We start from the raw sequence: 24,336 nt of genomic DNA, 5'->3' as shown, positions 1-24,336 counted from the left end.
AAACGGCCGATAGCGCGGTGAATGTGGTTCGCGAGTTCACGTCCCGTCGTCGGTCAGGAACGCCACGGTCGCTTCTTCGGCGGCGTCGCCCGGTTCGAGCCACGGAACGTGTCCGTAGCCGTCCAGCACCACCATGTCGGCGTTCGCCATCTCACCCACGACGGGACGGCCGACCGCCGGTTTCCAGAAGTAATCTTCGGTCCCCCAGACGAACCGCGTCGGAACTCCGGTCGGGAGGTCGTCCCGGAGGTCGAACCGGGGAGCCATTCCGCGAACCGACCCGAGCGCCTCCAACAGCGTCCAGAGGCTCTCGCGCTGACCGGGCACCGCTTCGGTTCGAATCTCGGGGCCGAAGTAGCAGTCGGGGAGCGCCGAGTCGTCCGCGACGTTCATCTGGCGGTTCGTCTTCCGAGCGTCCGCCACCGTCGTCGCCTCCGAGTAGTCGAACAACCACCGGCCGACCATCGGCACGCCGAACAGTCGAAAACCGAACGGGACGCTCCGCGAGAGACCGGCGGGCGCGCCGACGAGACAAAGTCGTTTTACGCGGGCCGGGTGGTCGCTGGCGAGCGCGAGCGCCTGAAATCCGCCGAGCGAATTGCCGACGACCCTCGTCTCCTCGATTCCGAGTTCGTCCAGCAGGTCCACGACGTACTCGACGCCGAACGTCCGCAGGTCCGTCTCGCGGTAGTCCGTCGGCGTCGAGAGACCTCTCCCGGGGCGGTCGGGAGCGATCACGGTGAAGCGGTCGGTGAGCGCGTCGAGGAGCGGAAGCCAGACGGCCGAGGTGCTGCCGAGGCCGTGCAGGAGGACGAGCGGCGGGCCGTCGCCAGCGGTCAGGTAGTGAACCCGAACCGCGGGGTTCGAGAAGTGAACGTATTTCGACTCGGCGTCGATATCGTAGTGGTCACAGGCCATCGAGAGGGCATCGAGATACGTCTCCTCCTCGTCGTTGCCCGGCGCGACGTGGTCGAGACTCATGGTCCCACTGTCGGTCCGTCGAAAAGAAAACGTTTGGTCGGCACAGCGGAGGTCCTCGAAAGCGGGTCGAAGCTTCGAACGTATCCACTTACGTCCCGTGCTGCCAGCTACCCATGTACTCTTCCTGTTCGTCCGTGAGCGAGTCGAACTCCACGCCGTCCGCGTCGAGTTTGATCTCCGCGATTTCCTTGTCGAGTTCGTCCGGCACTTCGTGGACGCCTGCGTCGTATTTCTCGCCGTTCTCGACTATCTCGCGGACACAGACGGACTGCACACCGAAGCTCTGATCCATGACCTCGACGGGGTGACCCAGCGCGATGGGCGCTGCGAGGTTGACGAGGCGGCCTTCAGCGATGACGTTGAGGCGGCGGCCGTCTTCCATTTCGTACTCGTGAACGCCGTCGCGGGCGTCGCGTTCGGCGACTGCGAGGTCCGAGAGGTCGTTCAGGTTGACCTCCACGTCGAAGTGCCCCGCGTTGGCGAGGAGGACGCCGTCTTTCATGACCTCGAAGTGCTCCTTCGTGATAACGTCGCGGTTGCCCGTAGTCGTGATGAACACGTCGCCGACTTCGGCGGCCTCGGCCATCGGCATCACGTCGTAGCCTTCCATGTGGGCTTCGAGGGCGCGGCGCGGTTCGACTTCCGTGACGATGACGTTCGCGTTCTGGCCCACCGCCTTCTTCGCGACGCCCTTGCCGCAGTAGCCGTAGCCGCCGACGACAACGTTCTTCCCGGCCCACGAGAGGTTGGTCGTCATGGCGATGGTCGCCAGCGACGACTCGCCGGTGCCGTGCACGTTGTCGAACAGGCGCTTCATCGGCGTGTCGTTGACGGCGAAGACGGGGTAATCGAGCGCGCCGTCCGCGTCCATCGCGCGGAGTCGGTGGACGCCGGTGGTCGTCTCCTCACACCCGCCGACGACGGTTTCGATGAGTTCGGGGTGATCCTCGTGGATGGCCGCGACCATGTCCATCCCGTCGTCCACCGTGATGGTGGGTTCGAGGTCGATGACGGACTCGATGGCCTCGTAGTAGCCCTCGTCGTCCACGCCGCGCTTCGCGTAGCAGGTGATGTTCGGGTGTTCGTCCAGCGCGGCGCTCACGTCGTCGTGGGTCGAAAGCGGATTACAGCCGGTGACGGCGACTTCCGCGCCGCCCTCGGCGAGCGTTTCGACGAGGACCGCGGTCTTCGCCTCGACGTGCATCGCCATGCCGATTCGCTGGCCGGAAAGCGGCTTGTCGGCGACGAACTCCTCCTGAATCGTCGTCATTATCGGCATGTGCTGGCGCGCCCAGTCCATCTTGCGGTGCCCCTCGACGCGAGCGGACTCCAAATCGTCCAACTGCTCGCTGATGGGCGGATAGTCTGCCATACGTCCGAGATGGTCGAGCGCGTTGAAAACGGTACCGAAGGAAAACTGGGAACGAAAAAAACAGCGAGTGGCAGTTACTCCGTCGCCCGGTCGACCAGTTCGTGTGCCTTCTCCTCGGCGGTTTCACGGACCGATTCCTCGTCCAGCGTCAGCACCTCGCGGTCCTCCATGAGAACCCGCCCGTCACAAATCGTGTGTCTCACGTCGCTGCCGCGGGCAGCGTAGGCGAGGTGGCTCACGAGGTCGTGGTGGGGAACGAGGTGGGCCGCGGAGAGGTCGACGACGGCGAGGTCCGCGTTCGCGCCCGCCTCGATGCGGCCGCTGTCGAACCCGAGCGCCGTGGCGCTTCCGCGGGTCGCCATCTCCACGACCGATTCGGCGGGGACGGCGCTGGCGTCGTTCGCGGCGAGTTTCCCGAGCATGGCCGCGTCCCGTATCTCGCCGAACATGTCGAGGTCGTTGTTCGACGCCGCGCCGTCCGTTCCGATTCCGACCGTGACGCCCGCATCCAACATCGCCTGCACGGGAGCCATCCCGCTGGCGAGTTTCATGTTCGAGGCGGGGCAGTGGACGACCGCGGTGCCCGTCTCCGCCAGCAGCCCGATTTCGGTCGTGTTGACGTGGACGCCGTGGGCGACGAAATCGGACGAGTCGGTCATGTCCTTCTCCCGGGCGTATTCGAGCGGTCGCTTCCCCCGCTCGTCGACGATGGGGACGACCTCGTCCCGCGTTTCGTTCGCGTGGTAGTGGAGCGGGACGCCCGCCTCGCGCGCTTCGGGGACGAACTCGTCCAGATACTTCTCCCCGACCGTCGTGAGGCTGTGGGGCATCACGGCCGTCGTGATTCGGCCGTCCGCCGAGCCGTCGAACTCCGTGGCGATATCGAGACTCGTCCGGAAGTCCTCGCGTGCGGCGTCCTCGTCCTTTCCGATCGTGACCACGCCGTGTCCGATTCGAGCGCGAAGTCCGGCTTCCTCGACCGCCTCGGCGACTCGGTCCACCTCGAAGTACATATCCGCGAAGCCCGTGGTTCCCGATTTGATCATCTCCAGCGCGCCGAGTTCGGTTCCGGCACGCACGTCCTCGGGCGTCAAAGCGGCCTCGACGGGCCACACGGACTCCCGGAGCCACGTTTCGAGCGGCTCGTCGTCCGCGTAGCCGCGAAGGAGCGTCATCGCGGCGTGGCAGTGCGCGTTTACGAGCCCCGGAATCACGAGGCCGTCGCTCGCGTCCAGCGTCTCGTCCGCGTCCGCGACGTCACCGACGGAGAGGACCGTTCCGTCGTCCTGATCCACCAGCACGTCCGCGCGTTCGACGGTCATGTCCGGTCGCAGTACCCGCCCACCGGAGATTTTGAGCGTCGTCATGGGCCGAAATAGTTCGCCCCCTCGCATGACTCTGCTGGATTCACCCGTGATACGGTACGGTATGGCACAATTTGCAGTTTGAACCGGGAAAGCAAGAGTAATCCGTCTGGCCGACCGAAGCCGAGATAATGCGAATCGCGGTCCCTAACAAGGGCAGGTTGCACGACCCGTCGATGGAATTGCTCGAACACGCCGGGCTGCATGTCGTGGACGGTGCGGACCGCAAACTGTACGCGAGCACCGTCGACCCGGACGTGACGCTGTTGTTCGCCCGGGCCGCCGACATCCCGGAATACGTGAGCGACGGTGCCGCCGACATCGGCATCACCGGCCTCGACCAGATGCGGGAGGCGAACCCGGGCAACGTCTCCGATATCCTCGATTTGGGGTACGGTCAATGCCGTCTCGTGCTGGCCGCACCCGAGGAAGGAGATATCAAGGAAGTGGCCGACCTCGCGGGTAAAACGGTCGCCACCGAGTTCCCGAACGTCGCGAAGCAGTACTTCGCCGAAACCGAAGTGTCGCCCGAAATCGTGGAGGTGTCGGGTGCCACGGAACTCACCCCGCACGTCGACATGGCCGACGCCATCATCGACATCACGAGCACCGGGACGACCCTCAAGGTCAACCGCCTCGGCATCATCGACGAGGTGCTGTCGAGTTCGGTTCGGCTGTTCGCCCGCGAGGACATGGTCGGCGACGAGAAGGTCGAACAGGTCACGATGGCGCTCCAGTCGGTCATCTCGGCGGAGGGCAAACGCTACCTCATGATGAACGCCCCCGAGGACAAACTCGACGAGATTCGGGACGTGATGCCCGGCCTCGGCGGACCGACCGTCATGGACATCGCGGGGAACGGCAAGGTCGCCGTCCATACCGTCGTCGACGAGCGGGACGTGTTCGAGACCATCAACGAGGTCAAGGGACTCGGTGCCAGCGGCATCCTCGTGACGGAAATCGAACGCCTCGTGGACTAACGACGGACCGTCCCGACGTTCGAACGGATATTTTGCCACTATTTCTCACGCCTGCAAAACGTATTTCACCGCGCTATCGGTAGGTTCGGGGACAGATGCCGTTTCCGAATCACCCGACGAAGCACGATTCAGCGCCGCTCGTCACCCCGCGACGGAGTTCGGAGTACAAGACTGAACGGAGCGACGAGGAATTGGAGAAGCCGCCGACGGCGGTCATCCTCGTCTACAGTCGTTCGCTGATGGAGTATCTGGTCGAAACACACGACGGGAGAGCCATCGACCACTACTACGGCGACTGCTACGCCTTCGCCGACACGGACCACACCGTCGGCGTGGTCGGGAACTTCGGCATCGGCGCGCCGACCACGGCCATGCTGATGGAGGACCTCGTCACGGACGGCGTCGAAGCGTTCCTTTCCGTCGGGTTCGCGGGCAGTCTCGACGAGTCGATAGCAATGGGCGACCTCATCGTCTGCGAGGAGGCGATACGCGACGAGGGAACATCACACCACTACGCCGAATCCGAGAAGTACGCGCTCCCCAGCGAGTCGCTCACGGCGGAGACGAAGCGACTGCTGGAGCGCCGCGACGAGGGGTTCCACGCCGGGACCTCGTGGACCATCGACGCCATCTACCGGGAGACGGAGGCCGAGGTTCGTCGGTACGCCGAAGAGGGCGTCCTCACCGTGGAGATGGAGGCGTCGGCGGTCTTCGCCGTCGCCTACTACCGCGGCGTGGACGCGGGGTCGATGTTCGTCGTCAGCGACTACCTCGGCCTCTCGGAGTGGGAACCGAAGTTCCACCTGACGGCGGAGGATATGCATCACCTCGGCGAGACGGCGAAGGAGATACTCGCGTCGTACGTGAACTGACCGAGGCGAAAACGGAAAAGAGAGAACGACCCTTACGACTCGGCACCCAACTCGGCCAGCAGGTGCGAAATCTGTAACCGGTCGCTCGTTCCGCGCGCCAAGTCCATGTCGATTTCCGCCGCGAGGACGACCAGTTCGGCGAGTTCGTCGCCGGAATAGCGGTTCTGCCGGAACGCCTCCATGATGGCTTCGAGCACCTCCTCGCCGCTGTAGCCGTCGTCCACGAGCAGGTCGTCCAAGTCCTTGCGGGCGTCGTTGAAATCGCCCCGTTCCGCCTTGTCGAGCATGTCGGTGATACGCCCGCTGATGCCGAACTCGCGGATGACCTCGTAATCGTCGCTGTGAACGCGGTCCTCCTGTTCGTACAGCAGTTGCGCGTACAGGATGGCCTTCCGCACGTCGCCTTTCACGTACCCCGAGATGAGTTGAATCCCGCCGTCGTCGTATTCGACCTCCTCCTCGTCCAAAATCGACCGGAGAATGGTCTCGATTTCCCCGCTGGTCGGTTTTCGCATCGAGACGGGGAAACACCGCGATTTGATGGGCGGGATGAGCTTCGTCGGTTGGCGCGTGGTGATGACGAACTGCGTCGTCTCGTGGTACTGTTCCATCACGCGGCGGAGCGCCTGCTGGAAGTCCTCGCGAATGGACTCGGCGTTGTCGAGGACGATGGTCTTGTACGACCCCGACGACGGCGCGTAGCCGGCGTACTCCTTGAGAACGTGGTTTATCATCTCGCGTTTCGACCAGTTTCGCTTGTACTTCTTCTTCCCCGACCCCTGTCGGTACTGCTTCGAGAACTCGGTCTGGCCCTGCAGGAAGTTGGAAAATCGCGGGTCCTCTCGAATCTCCTTTTTCGTCCGGTCGAAGAAGTCCGCGACGTTGATCTCCACGAGGTCGTTGTCCGGGTCGTCGTGTGCCTCGCGAGCCAATGCGCGCACGGCGGCGGTTTTCCCGCTCCCCTCCGGGCCGTGAAGGACGAGGTTTATCGGCTCGTTCACCGCCCGCTCCAGATAGTCGCGTACCTCCGGTTGGGGCAGGTCAGCGAGGGCAGGCGCGTGCGTTTCGGTCCACAGCGGCGACTCCATTTGGTATCGGTAGGGAGTCGTCGGACAAGAATCGGTCGGTTGCGTCGCGGCGAAAAAAGCGGCTGATGAACGCACCCGTCGAAAGAAACGACAGAGGACGTTATACGAGGTCCCCGAATGCGTCGAGAACCGAGGCGACGACGCTCGCGTTCGTCGTCTCGTTTCCGGCGCTCGTCACGGTTCCGGCTTGGGTCGTCTCGTTTCCGGCGCTGGTCATCGTTTCGGCCTGGGTCGTCGCAGCTCCGGCCGTCGTCGTTTCAGCCTGGGTCGTCTCGTTTCCGGCGCTGGTCGTCGTTTCCGCTTGCGTCACATTTTCGACAGTCGTCGTCTGCGATGCGGCCGTCGTGGTTCCTTCACTCGTCGTCCCTGCACTCGTCGTCGTTCCGGCTTGAGTCGTCGTCCCCGTCGTAGTCGTCGCGTTTTCACCGGCCCCTAGCGTTATCGTCGCTAGCTGACCGAAGTTGCGGGCGTACACGCCGTGCGGGTACGTCCCGGGTGCAACACCGGTCGTGGGAATCTCGAAGGTAACGGTCGTACTCTGATCGGCGTCCAACGTGACGTTCTGGCGCTGAACCACCGTCCCCGCCAACCGGAAGTCCACGGATTGCGTGAGTTGCTGGCTGGTCGGGTTGCTGATGGTCGCGCTGACGGATATCGTGTCACCGACCGTCGCGTTCGACGGTGCTTCGAGGTTGCTCACCGAGAACGACGGTCCGAGGTCGCTGACGTTCTCCACGGTGGCGTTTCCGGCTTGAGTCGTGGTAGTCGTACCCTCTGCCGTCGTGCCCTGCGCAGTCGTGGTTTGGGTCGTACTCGTCGATTGGGTCGTCGTTTCTGCCGCCGTCGTGGTGTTCGCACAGCCACAACCGCTCGTCGTGGTCGTTCCGGTCGCCGACGTGGTGGTCGTGGCCGCTCCGCCGCCACCGACCTGCGTCGTTGTCGACGTGCCCGTCGTGGGCGCTGCCGTCGTCGTGGACGTGGCCGTCGTAGTCGCCGCACCGCCACCGTCCTCGACGGTTACGTACGCCGGGACGGCGACGACGTTGTTGTCCACCACGTACGGCAGGTCCGCGCTGCCGCCCGAGGTCACGAAGTCGTACACCTGATTGTCGTTGGTGTCGAGGTGCGGCATCGCGATGAGCGTCTGGCTCTCGGTCAGCGGTTCGTTGAGCGTCACGCTGACGTTCTCGTGCGTTCCCGGTTCGAGGTATTCCGACGTTCCGACGACGCTCCCGACGACGTTGCCGTCGAGGAGGCTCGAATCGTGGATGGTAACGAAGCCACCCTCCGACAGGGTGGCTGAATCGACCGTCACCGTCTGTCCGTCACTGGTCTGGTTGTCGAACGTGATGTTCGCGTCCAGATTCGACATCGTCGGTTGTTCGGGAACACCCGGTCCTCCCGGCATGTGCGGGAGGTTGGGTAAGCTCACGTTCCGCGGTGCGTCCACGATGAACGTCGTGTTCTGAATCGTGATGTCGCGGAGTACCACGCGGACGGTATCGATGTCGCCCGTCGAAGTCGCGTTGGCCTGTTCCGCAACGTCGTTCACGTCGCTCTGTGAGACGTCCGGTCCGCGTTGGACGACGTCCGACGCCGACCCGTTCTGGAGCAGCTCGGTCGTGTTGACGTGAACCGTCTCGTCTTCCAAGTCGATACCGCTCACGACTTCGGTGCGGTCGGGTTGGGTGCTGTCACCAACCACGAACGACCACTCGGCGATGGAGAGCGATTCGATACGGAACACGAACTGCTGTCCCGTCTGGTTCGTCTCGTTGCCCATCGCGGGGCCTTCCTCGCCCACCGAAATCTGCGCGTCGTCGACGACGGCTTCGCCGTTTGCGGTGTACGGCCCGTCAACGGTGCCGTTTCCGATAACGAAGTCGTAGACGCCGTTCGAATTCGTGTCCATGTGCGGCATCGCGATGAGCGTCTCCGTGTCGTTGATGGGTCGCGCGAGCGTCACGCTGACGTTCTCGTGCGTCCCCGGTTCGAGATATACGGAGTTGCCCAACACGCTGCCGACGACGTTCCCGTCGAGCAGGCTTTGGTCGTGGATGGCGACGAAGCCACCCTCTTGCATGGTCACGGACGAGATGACGAGCGTCTCGCCGTCACTTTGTTGGTCGTCTATCGTTACGTTTGCCTCCGATGTGTTCATTTGTGACACATCGTTCAGGCCCGTAACCTGCGTTTCAGATGCCGTATTCGACCCCCCTCCGCCCGACGTCGCTAGCGATGTCGCAACACCGCCAGCGAAGACGACGAGAAGGGACACGAATACAGCACTCACTGTTCTCGGGATTCGTGTCATGTCTCTCCCATTCCGCGACCGATTTGACGACGAGATAACCGATAAACGGCGTCCACCGTTCACGGGTTAAGACGCCGATTCGACGGGTTAAGTCGCTCCTTCGCGCGCCGGCCCGTCCGACGACGACGAGAACAACTCTCACTTTCCACACGCACCAGCGACGCTTTCGAAGGCTGTTTAATCGTCGGCCTTCGATTTGCGGGTAGATGTCGATGCGCGTTACCTTCCTCGGAACCAGTGGGGCAGTGCCGACGACGGAACGAAACCCGAGCTCTATCCTCGTCAACCGGGAAGGCGACCGCCTGCTCTTCGACGCCGGAGAGGGGACCCAGCGCCAGATGATGCGCTTTGGAACCGGATTCACCGTCTCCGACCTCTTCATCACACACCTCCACGGCGACCACATCCTCGGAATCCCCGGCCTGGTTCAGACGTGGGATTTCAACGACCGCGACGACCCGCTCACGATATACACGCCGCGCGGAACCGGGGAGGACGTCCACGCGCTCGTTCACGCGGCGGGCCACCAACCGTCGTTCCCCGTCCACATCACGGAGGTCGCACCCGGCGAGGTCGCGGTCCGCCGCGACGAGTACGAGGTCCGCGCCTTCCGTACGGACCACGACGCGAACTCCGTCGGCTACGCGCTGGTCGAAGACGAGCGAAAGGGTCGCTTCGACCGCGAACGGGCCGAGGAACTCGGCGTCCCCGTCGGCCCGAAGTTCCAGCAGCTCCACGGCGGGGACCCCGTCGAACTCGACGACGGTTCCGTCGTCCGCCCCGAGCAAGTCGTCGGCGAACCGCGACCCGGCCGCCGGTTCGTCTACACCGGTGACACCCGCCCCACCGAGCAGGTCGTCTCGGCCGCCGAAAACGCCGACCTGCTCGTCCACGACGCGACGTTCGCCGACGACAGAAAGGACCGCGCACAGAAGACCGCTCACTCGACCGCGAGGCAGGCCGCGAACGTCGCCCGCCGCGCGGACGCGGCCCGTCTCGCCATCACGCACGTCTCCTCGCGCTACGCCGGAAACGTCTCCGCGCATCTGAACGAGGCCCGCGAGGAGTTCGACGGCGAGGTCTTCGCCCCCGACGACGGCGACCTCGTCGACGTTCCGTTCCCGGACGAATAGGGCGAGTCGGGACGATACTTCGAACGCCATCCATCGTCTCAAAAAAGGCCGACTTACACCGTCAATTCTATCGAAGCTGTTCGCGGGCGGCGGCCATACCGGCCTCCAAGTCCACGTCCTCGTCGACGTCGAGGAACGCTTCGCCGATGGTTCGAACGCCGCGTAGGACCTGCTCCGACGAGAGGTTGCCCATGTTGCTCACGCGGAATATCTCGCCGCCGAGGTGGGCCTGTCCGCCGCTGATGCTCGCGCCGCGTTCGGTCACGGCGTCGAAGAAGTCGTCCGGGTTCTCCCGGACGCCCACGGGGAGCGAAATCGCCGTCAGGGTGTTCGAGTACTCCGAGGCGTCGTTTCGCTCGGGGAACATCGACAGTCCCATCGCGGTGAACGCCGACCGGAACGCGGCGGACTGTCGGCGGTGGCGTGCGATTCGTTCCGGCATTCCCTCCTCCTCGATGTGGCCGACGGCGAGCGCGAGGCCGCGGAACAGCGGCACGGCGCTGGTAAAGGGCGTTTGATGGGAGTCGGCCTTTCGGAGGTGCCAGTCCAGATCCTCGTAGAACGGTGCGCTCTCGCCGTCGAATGCCTCCTGTGCGCGGGGCGTGGCGTACATCGCGCTCGTTCCCGGCGGGGCCGCGAGGGCCTTCTGTGCGTCCGTCACCGCGACATCGACGTTCCACTCGTCCACGAGGAACTCGTCGCCGCCGAGGGACGTCACGCCGTCCACGACGAAGTAGGCGTCGTGTTCCGCCGCGATTTCGCCGACTTCGGAGACGGGGTTCAGCAGCCCCGTACTCGTCTCGTTGTGGACCATCGTCACGACTTTCGTGTCGTCCGTGACCGCCTCGGCGACGGCCTCGGGGTCAACGGGGTGGCCCCAGTCGGACGTAACCGGCGTCACGTTCGCGTACCGGTCGGCGATTCGCTTGAATCTGCGCCCGAACTTGCCGTTCACGACGGCGACCACTTCGTCGTCTTCGCCCGCGAGGTTGGCGACGGCGGCCTCCATCGCCATCGTCGCCGTCCCGTTGAAGATGAGGCTGGTACCGCCGCTCGTCGTCGGCGTTCCGTCGAGCGAAGAGCGTTCGAAGACGTAATCGAGGCCGTCTTGGGCGTCCTCGTACACCGACTCGAACTCCGCGGAGCGGTGTGACACCATCGGTTCGCTCATCACTTGTCGAACGTCGCGCGCGAGGGGTACCGGACCCGGGTTGAGTAGGAGAAAATCCTCTCGCATACTCACCCGTTCTACCTCCCCATAAATAAGCGTCGTGCGCCGCGCAAATTCCGCCACTTGTCGTCAACCACCTGTTAGCTACCCCGACCGAATCAGGAAAGTTCGAGCAAGCAACTTCGGATTCACTCGTCGCTCGGCACGTTCGGGAGAAGCCACCTGAGGAGCGCCACCGGACTTCGAGACTGCGTCCAAATCGTCCCCGGCCCTTCGAGTTCACAGAGGAGGCCGCCCCTGCCGCCCGTCGGCGACTGAATGCTATCGGACCGCGTCACCTCGAACTCCACCGACCCCTCGAACGCGACGACGTGTCCGGTGTCCACGAGGTACGTCTCTCCGGGGTCGAGGCTGACGACCGAGACGGCCCCGTAACTGGAGAGGAACGCGAGCCCCGCGCCCGAGAGTTCGAGGAGGAAGTCGCCGGAGCACTCCACGAAGGTCTCCCCCTCGTCTAACGGCGCGTCGAAGTCGATGCCGGGTTCCGCCGCGAGAAACGAACACGACTGGACGTACAGCATCTCGTCGCGGAGTTCGTAGTGAAAGATATCGCCCGGAAACGGCGGCGCGAGCCTGACCATCCCGGGGTTGTTCGCAGCGAACGTGGTCGAAAACGCCGCCTCCTCGTCTGAAACGGAGCGTTCGAGCGACGGTGTCGTATCCGAGGGAACGCCCACCGTCGCCGAATGGCTGACCAGCGATCCCGACTCGGCCCGAATCTCCTCGCCCGCGTCCAGTGTCAGTACGAGTTCGGCGAACGCTGGCTGGTTCGTGATTTCGTACTCCATGCTCGACTAAGCCACGACGCCACGACGGATAGCCCTCCCGGCCTCCTTCTCGGTTTGTGACCTGCTTTTTCGATGATGGGCTTTCGACTGGATAATGGGCCGGTTTCTGCGCTCGGGAGTCTCAAAAATCGAACTGCGAGCGACGTTCTCGTGAGCGACTGAAAGGAGCGAACGAGAGCAAGCAAGAGCTTTGCTCTTGCTGAGCGAGGGTGACTACATCGTGCGAGCGAGACGAGCGTAAGCGAAGTCAAGCGAGCACGATGGGATTCGAACCAGAGCAAGACGTTCCGGGCATCGACTTGCAGGCTTCGAATCCCCTTTCGCACTGGTTCGCTTATCACTCCGGCGGCGGTGCGGTGGCGGTAGTCGCTAGAGATAGAGATAGAGCTGCGAGCGTAAGCGAGCAGGCCAAGGAACCCCCGAAGGGGGTGACGCAGAGCTTTTCATGAACGTTTTGCCAGCGAACGAAGTGAGCGCAGCAAAAGGTTCACGAGCACGATGGGATTCGAACCCACGGCCGTCGGATTAGAAGTCCGACGCTCTATCCAGACTGAGCTACGTGCCCTCGGTACAGCATTATCGGCGAGCCATCATAAGAAGGTGGGATTCTTCCCCGCAAACACAGCCCTTAAGCACGGTTCACGATAAATTCGAACCGATGCGAGTAATCGGAACCGTCGGTCTTCCGGGGAGCGGCAAAGGCGAGGCTGCCACCGTCGCCGAGGAGATGGACATCCCGGTCGTCACGATGGGCGACGTCATCCGCGCGGCGTGTCGCGAACGCGGTCTCGACCCGGCGAAACACCACGGCGAAATCGCCAAGGCGCTCCGGGAGGAGAACGGCCCGGACGCCATCGCACAGGCGTCTCTCCCGCAGATAGATGAGGCACTGACGGCGAGCGACACCGTCCTCGTCGACGGGATTCGGTCGGGCGTCGAGGTCGAACGGTTCGAGGACGCCTTCGGCGACGATTTCGTGCTGGTGAGCATCGAAGCGCCGTTCGACGTTCGCGCGGACCGATTGAGCGAGCGGGGGCGCGACCACTCCGATGCCGACGAAGCGCGACTTCGAGAACGCGACGAACGGGAACTCGGGTTCGGTCTCGACCGTGCGATGGCGCGGTCCGACGCCGTCATCGACAACACCGGAACGCTCGACGGGTTTCGTCGTCGAATTCGCGCGCTCCTCGAAGCCGGTGTTTCGGGGCTTGAGAACGTAAAAGCGGAGGAGAACGCATGATTTACAGCGTCGATATCCGGATCACGGCACCGGTAAACGGCACGGAGATAGCGGCGCGAATCGAGGACGCAATCGAGAACGTCTTCCCCGGTGCGGAGGTGAAATCGGACGGCGAAGAGCTCGTCGCCGAGGCCCACAGCGTCGAACACTTCTCGGAACTCCTCCACCGACAGGAAATTCTCGACACGGCGCGGGGCGAGTTCTTCTCGGGGCGGGAGGGGAACACGCTCTCGTTCGACCTGAAAAAACAGGCCGCGTTTCAGGGCGTGGTCAACTTCGCCGTCGGCAATCCGGACGAACTCGGCGAACTCCACGTTCGAATGCGGGTCGACGACCCGACCGTCGAGGAATTCGTGGACTACGTCGCACCGCCGACCGAGGACGGGAAACCGATAGATACCGACGACGAGCGGTAAGCGGCTCGTTTTTCAGACCAGCAGTTGCACCACGACGAACAGGACGATGACGCCCAGTACGTCACAGGCGTTCGTCACGACCGGAATCACGACGTCGTCGGGGTCCAACTCGAACCGGTAGGCGACGTACGTGGCAACGAGCGTCACGAGAATCGCGACGAACGCCAGCACGATGCCGCTGACCAGCGAGACGAAGACGACGATGGGTAGCCCGAGCTTCGTCCCGCCGATAACCCACGTCAGCGTCCACGCCCCGAACCCGACCAGCGGGAAAATCGTGACTGCGAGGAGAACCGTGGCGACGGCGTTTCCGGTGAGCACCTCGTCTTCACGTCCGAACGAGAGCGTCCCGAGGTGAAACGCGGTGGAGAGCCGCGCGGCGAGGATGCTCCCGAGGTTGCCCGCCGTTCCGATGGTCACGGGCACCAACGCAAGGAGCGCCGGATACTGTAACAGGGTACTCTCGAACGATCCGAGGACGAGCCCGCTTCCGATTTCGACCATCGTGAGTGCGAGCAACACTGGGAGCATCGCTCGCATGATGGATCGAATCGTCCAGCGCGTCGGCATCTAGCCGCCCCCGAGCGCGACGACGATTCGGACGGCGAGCAGGAGAAACGAGATGCCGAACACGTCGCCCGTCGTCGTCACGAGCGGACCGACGAGCGTGTCCGGGTTCTGCCCGCGGCGATACCCCGCAAAGACGACGAGGACGACGGCAACCGTCAGCGCTACGCCCGACAACAGTCCCGCGATGAGCGCGATCGCGAGGAGGGTCGGAAGCGGCGCGACGGAGTCCGAGAGGGCTTTCAGAACGACGAACGCGACCACCGACGCGAACAGGCTGGCGAGGATTCCGTTCGCCAGCGAGGCCACGATCGCCGCCCACACCCGTTCGTCGTCCGGAACGAACGACGGTTCGACCAGCCCCTGATGGAGGCCGGACGCGAGGCGTGCGCCGAGGGACCCGTAGACGTTCCCGCGGGTAGCCAGCAGCGCGGGGACGAGAACCAACAACCCCGGAACTTGGCGGAGTTCGGCGCGCATCCCGCCGAGAACGACGCCCGCGAACAGGCCGCCGACCATGCTCGCCGCAAGCGCAGGGAGGGCCTCTCGGTATGCCTCGGCGGCGACTTCCCGGACGGTCATCTACTGCTGTGGAAGGTGGCACGGGACAAAAAAGCGGTGTGTTTCGGTTTCACTTGCGGCGAGACATCGTATCCGACGAAATCGAACGAAGAGGCGGTTATCCGAACGGACCCATGCCGCCCATACCGCCACCGCCGCCGCCACCGCCGCCCTGCATCTTCTTCATCATGCGCTCCATGTCGCCGCCCTGTCCCATCCCTTGGAACTGCTTGAGGGTCTGGGCCATCATCTTGTGCTGCTGGAGCAGTTCGCGGATTCGCTCCTCGTCCTGTCCGCTCCCGCGAGCGATGCGGCGAATCTGACTCGCGCCGATGGAACGCGGGTTTTCGAGTTCCTTGTCCGTCATCGAGTCCATGATGATCTCGAAACTCCGCATCCGGTCCTTCGTCACGTCCATCGCGTCGTCCGGCAGTTCGTCCATGATTCCGCCGCCGAAGCCGGGAATCATGTCCATGACCTGGTCGAGCGGCCCCATCTTGTTCATGGCGTTCATCTGATGGCGCATGTCGGTCAGGGTGAACTGACCCTTCATCATGTCCTCGGGGTCCCAGTCCTCTTCCTCCTCCGTCTCGGACATGGCGCGTTCGACGCGCTCGGTCAGCTGTTTCAGGTCGCCCATCCCGAGCAAGCGCGAGATGAAGCCGTTCGGCTCGAACCGTTCCACGTCCTGGACCGTCTCACCGGACCCGAGGAAGGCGATGGACGAGTCCGTCTCGTTGACCGCCGTCAGCGCGCCGCCACCTTTCGCCGTCCCGTCGAGTTTCGTGATGACGACGCCGTCGATGCCGATGGAGGTGTCGAACTGCTGGGCTTGGTCCTTCGCACCCTGCCCGATTGCGGCGTCGAGAACGAGCAGGTTCCGGTCGGGGTCCACGACCGACTCGATTTCCTCGATTTCGTCGATGAGGTCGTCTTCGAGCGCGTGGCGGCCCGCCGTGTCCACGATGTGGATGTCGGCGTCGGCCGTCTCTTCGAGACCTTTCTGCGCGATGTCCACCGGATTCTCGTTGTCCGGGTCGCCGTAGAAGTCGACTTCAGCGCGGGAACACATCTCCTTCGCCTGGTCGTACGCGCCGGGCCGGAAGGTGTCCGTCTGGATGACGGCGGGACGAAGCCCCTTCTTCGAGAACCACCACGCCATCTTGGCAGCGGTGGTCGTCTTCCCCGACCCCTGCAACCCGGCGAGGAGGATGGTCTGGTTTTCGAGCGGGATTTCCGTACTCTCGCCGACGAGGCCGACGAGTTCCTCGTAGACGATACTGAGGACGTGGTCGCGGGCCGTCGTCCCTCCCGGCGGTTCTTCCTCCAGCGCGCGCTCCTTGATGGACGAGGACAGGTCCATGACGAGACTCACGTCCACGTCGGCTTGGAGGAGGGAACGCTGAATTTCCTTTACAATTTCCTCGACATCGTCTTCGCTGACGCGCGATTTCCCACTCAGTTTGTCGAGTGAGCCGCGAAGAGAACTGCCGAGATTGTCGAGCACCATCGTTGTGCTTCCTTGGGTTCGTAGTCGTTTAAAGCCTTTTTCTAGTCCGTCGGGCGTCAATCGCTGGACCGAACCTGCCCGAACTGCTGTGGCGGCAATCGGAGTTCATCCAACCCCGGCAGGTGTTTGATGTTGTAGATGACCTGCATGTGGTCCGTGACGGGCGCGCCGAGACAGGAGAGTCGGATCCCGCGGTCCATCATCTCGGACGAGAGGACGTGATTCGAGGGCATGCTCATCTCGCCCTCGACGACCGCCACCGCACAGTTCGCACAGGCACCGCCACGGCAGGCGAAAGGCCACTCGTATCCCCGGTTTTCGGCCGCTTCGAGGAGCGTCTCGTTGGGGCGGACGCGAAACTCCCCGAAATCTTCATCGTCGAGTCCCACCGCGGCGGCCTTGTTGAACAATCTATCGTCGTCCACGCTCCACCCGTAATCGTCGATGACCTCGTAGTTGAGGAACTCGACCACAGGGTACTTCGGTCTGCGGTCTCGTGCTCGTTCCTCAACGCTATCCGTGTCGGTGGTTTCCTCGTCGTCCTCGCCACCGACGTCTCCCGCCTGAATCGCTTGATACGCGGCTCGGACCTGCTGGAACTCGCGGTGAGACCCACCGTGGTCCGGGTGGGCTTCCTTTATCCGTCGTCGGTAGGCCTCGACGACTTCGTCGTCATCCGCATCCGAATCGAGTCCGAGAACGCTGAACGGGGAGTCCACGTGTAAACGATAGGAAATGGAGCGCATAAATCCTCTTCCCCTACAGTGAGGTTCACCGCGTTACGGAGGGTCTGTCCCGGTATCGGGGCGTCAACGTTCAAGCCCGCTGCCGACGAAGGATCGCGTATGCGACTGTTCGTGAGCATCGACCTGCCCAACGACCTCGCGGAGAGCGTCGAAGGCGTTCAAGACCGGTTCCGAGACGCCGACGGCCTCTCATTTACCGACCCGAAACTGGCCCACGTGACGCTCTCGTTCCTCGGCGAGGTGGACGAAGACCGCCTGCTCGAAATCGAAGACGCGCTCCGAGCGGCCGTCGAGGACGACATCGACTTCGGACCCTTCGAGGCGGAAATCGAGGGCGTGGGCGTGTTCCCGAATACGGAGTACATCCGGGTCCTGTGGATCGGCGTGGGGGACGGCGCGGAGGAGATGACGCTCCTCAACGATGCCGTCGAATCGCGCCTATACGACCTCGGCTTCTCGCCCGACGAGAACGACTTCGTTCCGCACGTCACCATCGCCAGAATGCAACACGCAGGTGGGAAGGAACTGGTTCAGCGGAACGTCCGCGAGCTCGAACCGACGGTCGGGAAGATGGAGGTCGAGGAGGTTCGACTGACGAAAAGCGAACTCGGCGCGGACGGCCCGAGCTATTCGACCGTCGCGGCGTTCCCCCTGTGAGGCCGTTTGAAAGGAACAAGATTTTATGCGACGGCGGAAAAGTGGCAACCACTATGGGCAAGAAGTCGAAGGCCAAGAAGAAGCGACTGGCCAAGCTGGAACGGCAGAACAGCCGCATCCCTGCGTGGGTCATCATGAAGACGGACCGCGACGTAATGCGAAACCCAAAGCGCCGCAGCTGGCGGCGTAGCGACACTGACGAATAATGAGCGCAAGTGATTTCGAGGAGCGAGTCGTGACGGTTCCGCTCCGAGACGTGACGGCGGAGGCAAAGCACAAACGAGCGAACAAGGCGATGAAACTGGTGCGCGGGCACCTCGCCCAGCACTTCAAGGTGGACGAGGACGACGTGCGTCTCGACCCCTCCATCAACGAGGCTATCTGGTCGCGCGGTCAGAAGAACCCGCCGCGAAAGCTCCGTGTCCACGCCGCCCGCTTCGAAGAAGAGGGCGAATCCGTCGTCGAGGCGGAATACGAAGAGTAGAGCGGTGCTTCGTACCGCGTTCAACGGCTCGGCGTATGTCGGCGTCTTCGCACGCGTGACTGACGAGTATCTCCTCGTCCGTCCGGATTTGGACGACGAACTGGTCGACTCCCTCCGAACGGAGTTGGAGGTCGACGCCGTCGGAACGACGCTCGGTGGATCGTCCACCGTCGGCGCGCTCGTGGTGGGCAACGAAAACGGACTGCTCGTCAGCAGTCGGACCACCGACCACGAGCGCGAGCGAATCGAGGACGTCGTGGACGTTCCGCTCACTGAGTTCCCGGGGCGTATCAACGCCGCCGGAAACGTCGTCCTCGCGAACGATACCGGGGCGTACGTCCACCCGGACCTCCCTCGGGAGGCCGTGCAAGCGGTTTCGGACGGGCTCGACGTTCCGGTCGAACGCGGCACCATCGCCGGCGTTCAAACGGTCGGAACGGCCGGTGTGGCGACGAACAGCGGCGTTCTCTGCCACCCGAAAGCCACCGACTCGGAACTCGATGCCATTGAGGAAGTCCTCGGCGTCCCGGCCGACATCGGCACCATCAACTACGGTGGTCCGCTGGTCGGGTCGGGACTCCTCGCCAACGCCCACGGCTACGTGGTCGGGCAGGAGACGACCGGCCCCGAACTCGGCCGTATCGAGGACGCATTGGGCTATATCGACTGATTTTCGGCCTATCGGATTTTCGGTCCGAGTTAGCAACATTCTTCCCGCTTGCTCACGCACGTGTGGACATGAGCACGATTACTCGCGGAACGGAGCGTGGAGCACAATGATGGGCGGCGGCAATCAGCAGATGCAGCAGATGCAACAGCAGCTCCAGCAGTTGGAAGCCGAGAAGGAAGAGCTGAACGGCGAAGTCGAAGACCTTCGCGGCGAGAAGGGCGAAGTCGACGAGGCCATCGAGGCCATCGAGACGCTCGACACCGATTCCACCGTGCAAGTTCCGCTCGGTGGCGGCGCGTTCATCCGCGCGAACGTCGAGGACATCGACGAAATCGTCGTCGAACTCGGCGGCGGCTACGCCGCGGAGCGCGACCAAGAGGGCGCGGTCGCCTCGCTCAAGAGCCGCAAGGACCTTCTGGACGACCAGATCGCCGACCTGCAGGAGGAGATCGGCGAGGTCGAAGCGGAAAGCGACCAGTTGGAGCAGAAGGCACAGCAGATGCAACAACAGCAGATGCAACAGCAGATGCAGCAGATGCAACAGCAGGAAGACGAGGACGAGTAACCGCGGATGTTCGACAGTCTGAAGGATAAGCTGAGCGGGTTCCGTAAGGACGTCGAAGAGACGACCGAAGAGAAGGCCGAAGAGGCCGACGAAGCCGAGGCTGACGCGGTCGAGGAGACGGCCGAAACGGAACCCGCGGAGACCGAGACGGAAACGAGAACCGAACCGGAGCCCGAATCGGCGGAGACAGCCGACGACGACTCCGAGTCGGAGGACGAAGAGTCCAGCAATGGGCGGGGCGGATTCACGCAGAAGGCGAGGTCGTTCGCCCGCGGTGAGATCATCATCGAGGAGCAGGACGTCGAGGACCCGCTCTGGGAGCTCGAAATGGCGCTCCTCGAAAGCGACGTGGAGATGAGCGTCGCCGGCGAAATGCTCGAAGGCATCCGCAACGACCTCGTCGGCGCGACCCGCAAGTTCAGTGCCGAAACGGGCGACGTCGTCGAGGACGCACTGCGCGACTCCCTGCTGTCGGTCATCAGCGTCGGGCAGTTCGACTTCGACAAGCGCGTCGCCGAGGCCGACAAACCGCTCGTCATCATCTTCACCGGCGTCAACGGCGTCGGGAAGACGACTAGCATCGCCAAGCTATCGCGGTACTTCGAGGAGCGTGGTTACTCCTCCGTGATGGCGAACGGCGACACCTACCGTGCCGGCGCGAACCAGCAGATTCGAGAGCACGCGGACGCGCTCGACACGAAACTCATCGCCCACGAGCAGGGCGGCGACCCCGCCGCCGTCATCTACGACGCGGTGGAGTACGCCGACGCCCACGACATCGACATCGTGCTGGGTGACACCGCGGGTCGCCTGCACACCAGCGAGGGCCTGATGGACCAGTTGGAGAAGATAGGGCGCGTCGTGGACCCGGACATGACCCTCTTCGTTGACGAGGCCGTGGCCGGACAGGACGCGGTCCAGCGCGCGAAGGAGTTCGACGACGCCGCCGAAATCGACGGCACGATTCTGACGAAGGCCGACGCCGACTCGAAGGGCGGTGCCGCGATTTCCATCTCCCACGTCACGGGGAAACCCATCCTGTTCCTCGGAACCGGACAGGGCTACGACGACATCGAGCAGTTCGACCCCGAACGGATGGTCGAACGGCTCCTCGGCGACGAAGAAGAAGAGGAGTAATCGACCTCGAATTTTTTCGAAACCCCGTTCGAGAGTGGCGACACGACCGGTTTCGGGACGCGCGATGGCGAACGATTCGCGCCACCTGCGCGAATCGTTCCCGTGCCCGGGGAGGCAAGGGGACGCGGAGGGAGGGCGGTCGTGCGGTTCTGACCGCCCTCCCGCATGCGGTTGCGGTCCTGGACCCTAGCAGTTGGAGTCTCAAAATCGGCGTCGAAGGCGGTCGCGGCAATCGCAGAAATTCCGCCGAACAAGCGGTAGGGGTCGCAGTCTCGAAAACGGTACCAAATCAGCTCGGAAAACGGACCGTTTCGACGCGCGATTCGGAATCCCCAAGACGACGGCACTACTCCCCTCGAACGAAACCGGACGACGGAGATATCACTCGTGTACGTACTGGAACTCGGCGGACAAGACGACGAATTCGCGGCGTGCGAAGCGGCGAGCGCGGCGACCGGGGTGGAACTTCTCGCGCCCGGTCTCGCGCGGGCGGCGACGATCACGGAGCGCGTCTCTACCCTCGCGTACACCCACCGGGCGAACGAACTGGTCGGGACGACCGATGCAGACGTGGCGAGCGCGCGGGCGTTGCTTTCCGCCGCGCCGATGGACCGCGAGGGGACCGTCGCGGTGCGCGCACGGACGGTCCGCGAGACGGCCGACATCAGCACCCAGCAGACCGAGCGCGAGTTGGGGCAGGTCCTCGTCGACCGCGGCTTCGCGGTCGATTTGGACGACCCCGACCACGAACTCCGAGCGACGTTCTCGGGGGACGTCTGTGCGCTGGGATGGACCGCAGTCGAGAGCGTGCGCGACTACGGAACGCGCAGGCCGACCGACCGGCCGTTCTTCCAACCGGGGAGCATGGACCCGCTCCTCGCCCGCGCGCTGGTGAACATCGCAGGAGCGAGGGAGGGAACGACGGTCCTCGACCCCATGTGTGGAACGGGCGGCGTCCTCATCGAGGCGGCGCTGGTCGGTGCCCGACCGCTCGGGGCCGACGCACAGGACAAGATGGTTCGCGGCGCGGCGAGGAACCTCGCTCACTACGCACCGGACGCCGACGCGGCCACGGTTCGCGGCGACGCGACCCACCTGCCGCTCGCGGACGACGCAATCGACGGCGTGGTGTTCGACGCGCCCTACGGCCGCCAGTCGAAGATAGCCAACCTCGACCTCGACGACCTCGTTTCGGGTGCGCTCGCGGAGGCGTACCGGGTAGCTTCCCGCGCCGTCGTCGTCGGTGACCGCTCGTGGGCGGGCGAAGCGAGGGACGCGGAATGGACCATCGAAGACGAGTTCGAACGTCGCGTTCATCGGTCGCTGACGCGGTACGTCGTCGTGTTGTCCGACTGATAAACGAGGGAATCGAATCACCGAGAGGGTCTTTTATATATCGTTGGGCGGGAACACCTACCCATGAAGCAGTACCTCGGACTCGTCGAGGACGTCCTCCGGGACGGGACGTACAAGCCCAATCGAACCGGCGTGGACACGATTTCGACCTTCAGCCAGCACTACGAGGTGGACCTGCGCGAGGGGTTCCCGCTCCTGACCACGAAGCGGATGGACGGGTTTCGCTGGGACTCGATGCTCCACGAACTCCTCTGGTATCTCTCCGGCGAGGAACACGTTCGAAACCTCCGCGAGAAGACCGGCATCTGGGACGAGTGGGCCGACGAAGACGGCAACCTCGACACGGCCTACGGTCGATTCTGGCGACGATTCCCGGTTCCCGAGGAGGGGCTTCCGGGCGAATCGTGGCCCGAAGCGGACCACCGCTGGATGAACGAGGACGGAACGTTCGACCAGATCCGATACGTCATCGACGGCCTACAGGAGAACCCGAACTCCCGCCGGTTCGTCGTCTCGGCGTGGCATCCCGCGAACGCGACCGTTTCGACGCTCCCGCCGTGTCACTACACGTTCGTCGTCAACGTACAGGGCGACACCCTCAACCTCCATCTCACCCAACGCTCGGGCGACGTGGCGCTCGGAATCCCGTTCAACATCGCGGCCTACGCCCTCATGGCGACGGTGCTCGCCCGCCAGACCGGATTCGAGGTCGGGAAGTTCGCCCACACCATCGTGGACGCACACGTCTACTGCGGCGAGGGCGAACGCGGCGAGTGGTACCGCGACAACCTCGAAGAACTCCAGACGCGCCTCGCCGACGTCACCCAAAAGTCCGAGTACGAGGAGGTCCGCGAATGGCTCGAATCCGAAGCACCCGAGGAGGAGACGGAGGCGATGGACCACGTGCCGGGCCTGCTGACCCAACTCTCGCGCACCCCCAAATCCCGGCCCGAAATCGAACTCACGGCGGATTCCATCGACGAGTTGACCTACGACGACATCACGCTCCGGGAGTATGACGCCCATCCCGGCATCAAATTCAGCGTGGCCGAATGACCCGCTTCGTCTGCATCGCGGCTGTCGCCGAGAACGGCGTCATCGGCCGCGACGGCGGCATGCCGTGGCACTACCCGGAAGACATGCGCCACTTCAAGGAGACCACGATGGGCCATCCGGTCATCATGGGTCGGACGACCTACGAGAGCATCGCGGGGCGGTTGGACGGACCACTGCCGGGCCGGACGAACATCGTTCTGAGTCGGTCGAATCCCGACCTGTCCGAAGAAGTTCTCCTCGTCCACAGCGTCGAGGAAGCAATGGAGACGGTGGCGGAACTGGACGACGTCGCGTTCGTCACCGGCGGCGCGACGGTGTACGAGCAGTTCCTGCCACACGCCGACGAGATGGTGCTCACCGAAATTCACGAGGAATACGATGGCGACACGCGCTTCCCCGAATGGAACGGAGAAGAGTGGCACGAAGTCGAACGGGACGACCGCGGCGAGTTCGATTTCGTCAGGTACGAGCGTTAAGTCCCCCATCGCCCGGATTTTCCTGTCGATTCGAGACCGCACGACTGCGGCCGCGAATAGCATGGCGACGACCCACTTTGCGAGCGTCGGAACGGGCGCTCGAACGCCCTCGGTGCCGGTGAGGATGCCGAGAACCGTGATTCCGAGGATGGTAAGCAGGCCGAACAGCGCGACGCGCTTCGGTTTTCCGGGACGATGGTACAGGCAGAGACAGGTCATCAGAATCGTCGCTCCGAGCGAGAGGTCGTACAGCGAACTACCGTATCCACGTCCGGATTCGATGAAGAGTAGCGGGGTGAACACCGCACCGGCACCGACGTAATACCAGAAGAGGTCGGCGAATTTCCCCATCTCATCGGCGAACTCCCCCATCTACGCCCCGCTCCGTCGGACCCGGACGCGTGGCTTCGCCCACGCGAGGACCGCACTGACGAGAAGGGCGACGACCCACACGCCAAACGCAGTCGGTTCCCAAGCGTTTCCGACTTCGAGAACCCCCCAGAGGAGGATGGTCATCGGCCAGCAGATCACGGAGAACAGCCAGACCTGTCCGTACGAGACCGGGAGCTTCCGGAGCGCGACGAGAACGCCGACGACGAGTCCCGGCACGTATTCGACGAGGATGGCCTGCCAAACGGAGGTGCCGGAGAGGAACATCGGAAGATAGGAGAACGGAATCGACAGCAGCAGCACGCTCCCGACGACGATGCCGATCTGTTCGAAACGGCGGGGGAGGTCCATACCGTTTGGGAGGAAGTTCGAGGATAAATGC

General features: G+C 63.8%; 26 protein-coding genes and 1 tRNA gene. 14 read left to right on the top strand and 13 right to left on the bottom strand.

Annotation, left to right across the window (positions count from 1 at the left end; translation table 11 throughout):
- Positions 1-36: 36 nt before the first annotated feature.
- From ACGYLY_RS17245 to ACGYLY_RS17235, 3 genes are all read right to left on the bottom strand, one after another.
- Positions 37-981, bottom strand: a complete 945-nt coding sequence (locus tag ACGYLY_RS17245; protein WP_395283357.1) for an alpha/beta fold hydrolase — start codon at positions 979-981, stop codon at positions 37-39.
- Positions 982-1,069: 88 nt separating this feature from the next.
- On the bottom strand, positions 1,070-2,353 hold the full coding sequence (locus ACGYLY_RS17240; protein WP_395283356.1) for an adenosylhomocysteinase: 1,284 nt from the start codon (positions 2,351-2,353) through the stop codon (positions 1,070-1,072).
- A 74-nt stretch (positions 2,354-2,427) separates the two neighbouring features.
- Complete coding sequence (locus tag ACGYLY_RS17235; protein WP_395283355.1) at positions 2,428-3,720, bottom strand: amidohydrolase; 1,293 nt, start codon at positions 3,718-3,720, stop codon at positions 2,428-2,430.
- A gap of 128 nt (positions 3,721-3,848) precedes the next feature.
- Between ACGYLY_RS17235 and hisG the strand changes: the two genes are divergently transcribed.
- Together hisG and ACGYLY_RS17225 are read left to right on the top strand one after the other, a co-directional pair.
- The gene (gene hisG / locus ACGYLY_RS17230; RefSeq protein ID WP_395283354.1) at positions 3,849-4,697 is read left to right on the top strand and encodes an ATP phosphoribosyltransferase; all 849 of its coding nucleotides are present in this window, start codon (positions 3,849-3,851) and stop codon (positions 4,695-4,697) included.
- A 95-nt stretch (positions 4,698-4,792) separates the two neighbouring features.
- Positions 4,793-5,569, top strand: coding sequence for a nucleoside phosphorylase (locus ACGYLY_RS17225; RefSeq protein ID WP_395283353.1), 777 nt, complete (start codon positions 4,793-4,795; stop codon positions 5,567-5,569).
- 32 nt (positions 5,570-5,601) lie between these two features.
- On the opposite strand, the gene ACGYLY_RS17220 is transcribed toward ACGYLY_RS17225, so the two are convergent.
- Together ACGYLY_RS17220 and ACGYLY_RS17215 are read right to left on the bottom strand one after the other, a co-directional pair.
- Positions 5,602-6,657, bottom strand: coding sequence for an AAA family ATPase (locus tag ACGYLY_RS17220; protein WP_395283352.1), 1,056 nt, complete (start codon positions 6,655-6,657; stop codon positions 5,602-5,604).
- Positions 6,658-6,757: 100 nt separating this feature from the next.
- On the bottom strand, positions 6,758-8,818 hold the full coding sequence (locus tag ACGYLY_RS17215; RefSeq protein WP_395283351.1) for a hypothetical protein: 2,061 nt from the start codon (positions 8,816-8,818) through the stop codon (positions 6,758-6,760).
- 359 nt (positions 8,819-9,177) lie between these two features.
- Between ACGYLY_RS17215 and rnz the strand changes: the two genes are divergently transcribed.
- Positions 9,178-10,104, top strand: coding sequence for a ribonuclease Z (rnz, locus tag ACGYLY_RS17210; protein WP_395283350.1), 927 nt, complete (start codon positions 9,178-9,180; stop codon positions 10,102-10,104).
- Positions 10,105-10,171: 67 nt separating this feature from the next.
- Here rnz and ACGYLY_RS17205 read toward each other — a convergent pair whose 3' ends face one another.
- From ACGYLY_RS17205 to ACGYLY_RS17195, 3 genes are all read right to left on the bottom strand, one after another.
- Positions 10,172-11,341, bottom strand: a complete 1,170-nt coding sequence (locus ACGYLY_RS17205) for a pyridoxal-phosphate-dependent aminotransferase family protein (RefSeq protein ID WP_395283349.1) — start codon at positions 11,339-11,341, stop codon at positions 10,172-10,174.
- 122 nt (positions 11,342-11,463) lie between these two features.
- On the bottom strand, positions 11,464-12,123 hold the full coding sequence (locus ACGYLY_RS17200) for a TIGR00266 family protein (RefSeq protein ID WP_395283348.1): 660 nt from the start codon (positions 12,121-12,123) through the stop codon (positions 11,464-11,466).
- 490 nt (positions 12,124-12,613) lie between these two features.
- Positions 12,614-12,688 (bottom strand) — tRNA-Arg (locus tag ACGYLY_RS17195).
- A gap of 93 nt (positions 12,689-12,781) precedes the next feature.
- On the opposite strand from ACGYLY_RS17195, the gene ACGYLY_RS17190 reads away from it, so the two are divergent.
- Both ACGYLY_RS17190 and ACGYLY_RS17185 read left to right on the top strand, forming a co-directional pair.
- Complete coding sequence (locus tag ACGYLY_RS17190; RefSeq protein WP_395283347.1) at positions 12,782-13,363, top strand: AAA family ATPase; 582 nt, start codon at positions 12,782-12,784, stop codon at positions 13,361-13,363.
- On the top strand, positions 13,360-13,779 hold the full coding sequence (locus ACGYLY_RS17185) for a coaE operon protein (protein ID WP_395283346.1): 420 nt from the start codon (positions 13,360-13,362) through the stop codon (positions 13,777-13,779). Before ACGYLY_RS17190 ends, ACGYLY_RS17185 begins: the two co-directional genes overlap by 4 nt.
- Positions 13,780-13,791: 12 nt before the next feature.
- On the opposite strand, the gene ACGYLY_RS17180 is transcribed toward ACGYLY_RS17185, so the two are convergent.
- The 4 genes from ACGYLY_RS17180 to fer form a co-directional block, all read right to left on the bottom strand.
- A complete protein-coding gene (locus ACGYLY_RS17180; protein WP_395283345.1) occupies positions 13,792-14,349 on the bottom strand; it encodes a magnesium transporter in 558 nt (185 codons plus the stop codon).
- Positions 14,350-14,928 carry a magnesium transporter gene (locus ACGYLY_RS17175; protein ID WP_395283343.1) on the bottom strand — a complete coding sequence of 193 codons (579 nt, stop codon included), beginning with the start codon at positions 14,926-14,928 and terminating at the stop codon, positions 14,350-14,352.
- Between the two features lie 97 nt (positions 14,929-15,025).
- On the bottom strand, positions 15,026-16,417 hold the full coding sequence (locus ACGYLY_RS17170; protein WP_395283342.1) for a signal recognition particle protein Srp54: 1,392 nt from the start codon (positions 16,415-16,417) through the stop codon (positions 15,026-15,028).
- Positions 16,418-16,473: 56 nt separating this feature from the next.
- Positions 16,474-17,136, bottom strand: a complete 663-nt coding sequence (gene fer / locus ACGYLY_RS17165; RefSeq protein WP_395283341.1) for a ferredoxin Fer — start codon at positions 17,134-17,136, stop codon at positions 16,474-16,476.
- A 126-nt stretch (positions 17,137-17,262) separates the two neighbouring features.
- On the opposite strand from fer, the gene thpR reads away from it, so the two are divergent.
- From thpR to ACGYLY_RS17120, 9 genes are all read left to right on the top strand, one after another.
- Entirely contained in the window at positions 17,263-17,820 is a 558-nt protein-coding gene (gene thpR, locus ACGYLY_RS17160; protein ID WP_395283339.1) for an RNA 2',3'-cyclic phosphodiesterase, read from the top strand.
- 53 nt (positions 17,821-17,873) lie between these two features.
- The gene (locus tag ACGYLY_RS17155) at positions 17,874-18,026 is read left to right on the top strand and encodes a 50S ribosomal protein L39e (RefSeq protein ID WP_026177798.1); all 153 of its coding nucleotides are present in this window, start codon (positions 17,874-17,876) and stop codon (positions 18,024-18,026) included.
- Positions 18,026-18,304: a 50S ribosomal protein L31e gene (locus ACGYLY_RS17150; RefSeq protein ID WP_231185738.1), complete on the top strand. Its 279-nt coding sequence runs from the start codon at positions 18,026-18,028 to the stop codon at positions 18,302-18,304. The genes ACGYLY_RS17155 and ACGYLY_RS17150 overlap by 1 nt, the downstream gene beginning before the upstream one ends.
- 4 nt (positions 18,305-18,308) lie before the next feature.
- Positions 18,309-18,974, top strand: a complete 666-nt coding sequence (locus tag ACGYLY_RS17145; RefSeq protein ID WP_395283336.1) for a translation initiation factor IF-6 — start codon at positions 18,309-18,311, stop codon at positions 18,972-18,974.
- Positions 18,975-19,083: 109 nt separating this feature from the next.
- Entirely contained in the window at positions 19,084-19,539 is a 456-nt protein-coding gene (pfdA, locus tag ACGYLY_RS17140) for a prefoldin subunit alpha (RefSeq protein ID WP_395283334.1), read from the top strand.
- Positions 19,540-19,545: 6 nt separating this feature from the next.
- Entirely contained in the window at positions 19,546-20,676 is a 1,131-nt protein-coding gene (ftsY, locus tag ACGYLY_RS17135) for a signal recognition particle-docking protein FtsY (RefSeq protein ID WP_395283333.1), read from the top strand.
- Between the two features lie 387 nt (positions 20,677-21,063).
- Entirely contained in the window at positions 21,064-22,032 is a 969-nt protein-coding gene (locus ACGYLY_RS17130) for a methyltransferase domain-containing protein (protein WP_395283332.1), read from the top strand.
- Between the two features lie 63 nt (positions 22,033-22,095).
- Positions 22,096-23,088, top strand: a complete 993-nt coding sequence (thyA, locus tag ACGYLY_RS17125; protein ID WP_395283330.1) for a thymidylate synthase — start codon at positions 22,096-22,098, stop codon at positions 23,086-23,088.
- Positions 23,085-23,564: a dihydrofolate reductase gene (locus tag ACGYLY_RS17120; protein ID WP_395283328.1), complete on the top strand. Its 480-nt coding sequence runs from the start codon at positions 23,085-23,087 to the stop codon at positions 23,562-23,564. Before thyA ends, ACGYLY_RS17120 begins: the two co-directional genes overlap by 4 nt.
- Positions 23,565-23,936: 372 nt before the next feature.
- Here the strand turns inward: ACGYLY_RS17120 and ACGYLY_RS17115 are convergent, their stop codons facing one another.
- Entirely contained in the window at positions 23,937-24,305 is a 369-nt protein-coding gene (locus ACGYLY_RS17115) for a hypothetical protein (protein ID WP_395283327.1), read from the bottom strand.
- Positions 24,306-24,336 lie beyond the last annotated feature (31 nt).

Origin of the sequence: Haladaptatus sp. CMAA 1909 (genome assembly GCF_043952005.1) — an archaeon.
GTDB lineage: Archaea > Halobacteriota > Halobacteria > Halobacteriales > Haladaptataceae > Haladaptatus.
This window is presented reverse-complemented; position numbering and strand designations above follow the sequence as displayed.

Bases quoted from the DNA above. Each gene is read 5' to 3' on its own strand.
- hisG (WP_395283354.1), top strand. From the start codon at position 3,849: ATGCGAATCGCGGTCCCTAACAAGGGCAGGTTGCACGACCCGTCGATG.
- ACGYLY_RS17170 (WP_395283342.1), bottom strand. From the start codon at position 16,417: ATGGTGCTCGACAATCTCGGCAGTTCTCTTCGCGGCTCACTCGACAAA.
- ACGYLY_RS17120 (WP_395283328.1), top strand. From the start codon at position 23,085: ATGACCCGCTTCGTCTGCATCGCGGCTGTCGCCGAGAACGGCGTCATC.
- pfdA (WP_395283334.1), top strand. From the start codon at position 19,084: ATGGGCGGCGGCAATCAGCAGATGCAGCAGATGCAACAGCAGCTCCAG.
- ACGYLY_RS17240 (WP_395283356.1), bottom strand. From the start codon at position 2,353: ATGGCAGACTATCCGCCCATCAGCGAGCAGTTGGACGATTTGGAGTCC.
- ACGYLY_RS17150 (WP_231185738.1), top strand. From the start codon at position 18,026: ATGAGCGCAAGTGATTTCGAGGAGCGAGTCGTGACGGTTCCGCTCCGA.
- thpR (WP_395283339.1), top strand. From the start codon at position 17,263: ATGCGACTGTTCGTGAGCATCGACCTGCCCAACGACCTCGCGGAGAGC.
- ACGYLY_RS17180 (WP_395283345.1), bottom strand. From the start codon at position 14,349: ATGCCGACGCGCTGGACGATTCGATCCATCATGCGAGCGATGCTCCCA.
- ACGYLY_RS17200 (WP_395283348.1), bottom strand. From the start codon at position 12,123: ATGGAGTACGAAATCACGAACCAGCCAGCGTTCGCCGAACTCGTACTG.
- ACGYLY_RS17225 (WP_395283353.1), top strand. From the start codon at position 4,793: ATGCCGTTTCCGAATCACCCGACGAAGCACGATTCAGCGCCGCTCGTC.
- ACGYLY_RS17175 (WP_395283343.1), bottom strand. From the start codon at position 14,928: ATGACCGTCCGGGAAGTCGCCGCCGAGGCATACCGAGAGGCCCTCCCT.
- thyA (WP_395283330.1), top strand. From the start codon at position 22,096: ATGAAGCAGTACCTCGGACTCGTCGAGGACGTCCTCCGGGACGGGACG.
- ACGYLY_RS17245 (WP_395283357.1), bottom strand. From the start codon at position 981: ATGAGTCTCGACCACGTCGCGCCGGGCAACGACGAGGAGGAGACGTAT.
- ACGYLY_RS17155 (WP_026177798.1), top strand. From the start codon at position 17,874: ATGGGCAAGAAGTCGAAGGCCAAGAAGAAGCGACTGGCCAAGCTGGAA.
- ACGYLY_RS17215 (WP_395283351.1), bottom strand. From the start codon at position 8,818: ATGAACACATCGGAGGCAAACGTAACGATAGACGACCAACAAAGTGAC.
- ACGYLY_RS17205 (WP_395283349.1), bottom strand. From the start codon at position 11,341: ATGCGAGAGGATTTTCTCCTACTCAACCCGGGTCCGGTACCCCTCGCG.
- ACGYLY_RS17235 (WP_395283355.1), bottom strand. From the start codon at position 3,720: ATGACGACGCTCAAAATCTCCGGTGGGCGGGTACTGCGACCGGACATG.
- rnz (WP_395283350.1), top strand. From the start codon at position 9,178: ATGTCGATGCGCGTTACCTTCCTCGGAACCAGTGGGGCAGTGCCGACG.
- ACGYLY_RS17220 (WP_395283352.1), bottom strand. From the start codon at position 6,657: ATGGAGTCGCCGCTGTGGACCGAAACGCACGCGCCTGCCCTCGCTGAC.
- ACGYLY_RS17115 (WP_395283327.1), bottom strand. From the start codon at position 24,305: ATGGACCTCCCCCGCCGTTTCGAACAGATCGGCATCGTCGTCGGGAGC.
- ACGYLY_RS17185 (WP_395283346.1), top strand. From the start codon at position 13,360: ATGATTTACAGCGTCGATATCCGGATCACGGCACCGGTAAACGGCACG.
- ACGYLY_RS17190 (WP_395283347.1), top strand. From the start codon at position 12,782: ATGCGAGTAATCGGAACCGTCGGTCTTCCGGGGAGCGGCAAAGGCGAG.
- ftsY (WP_395283333.1), top strand. From the start codon at position 19,546: ATGTTCGACAGTCTGAAGGATAAGCTGAGCGGGTTCCGTAAGGACGTC.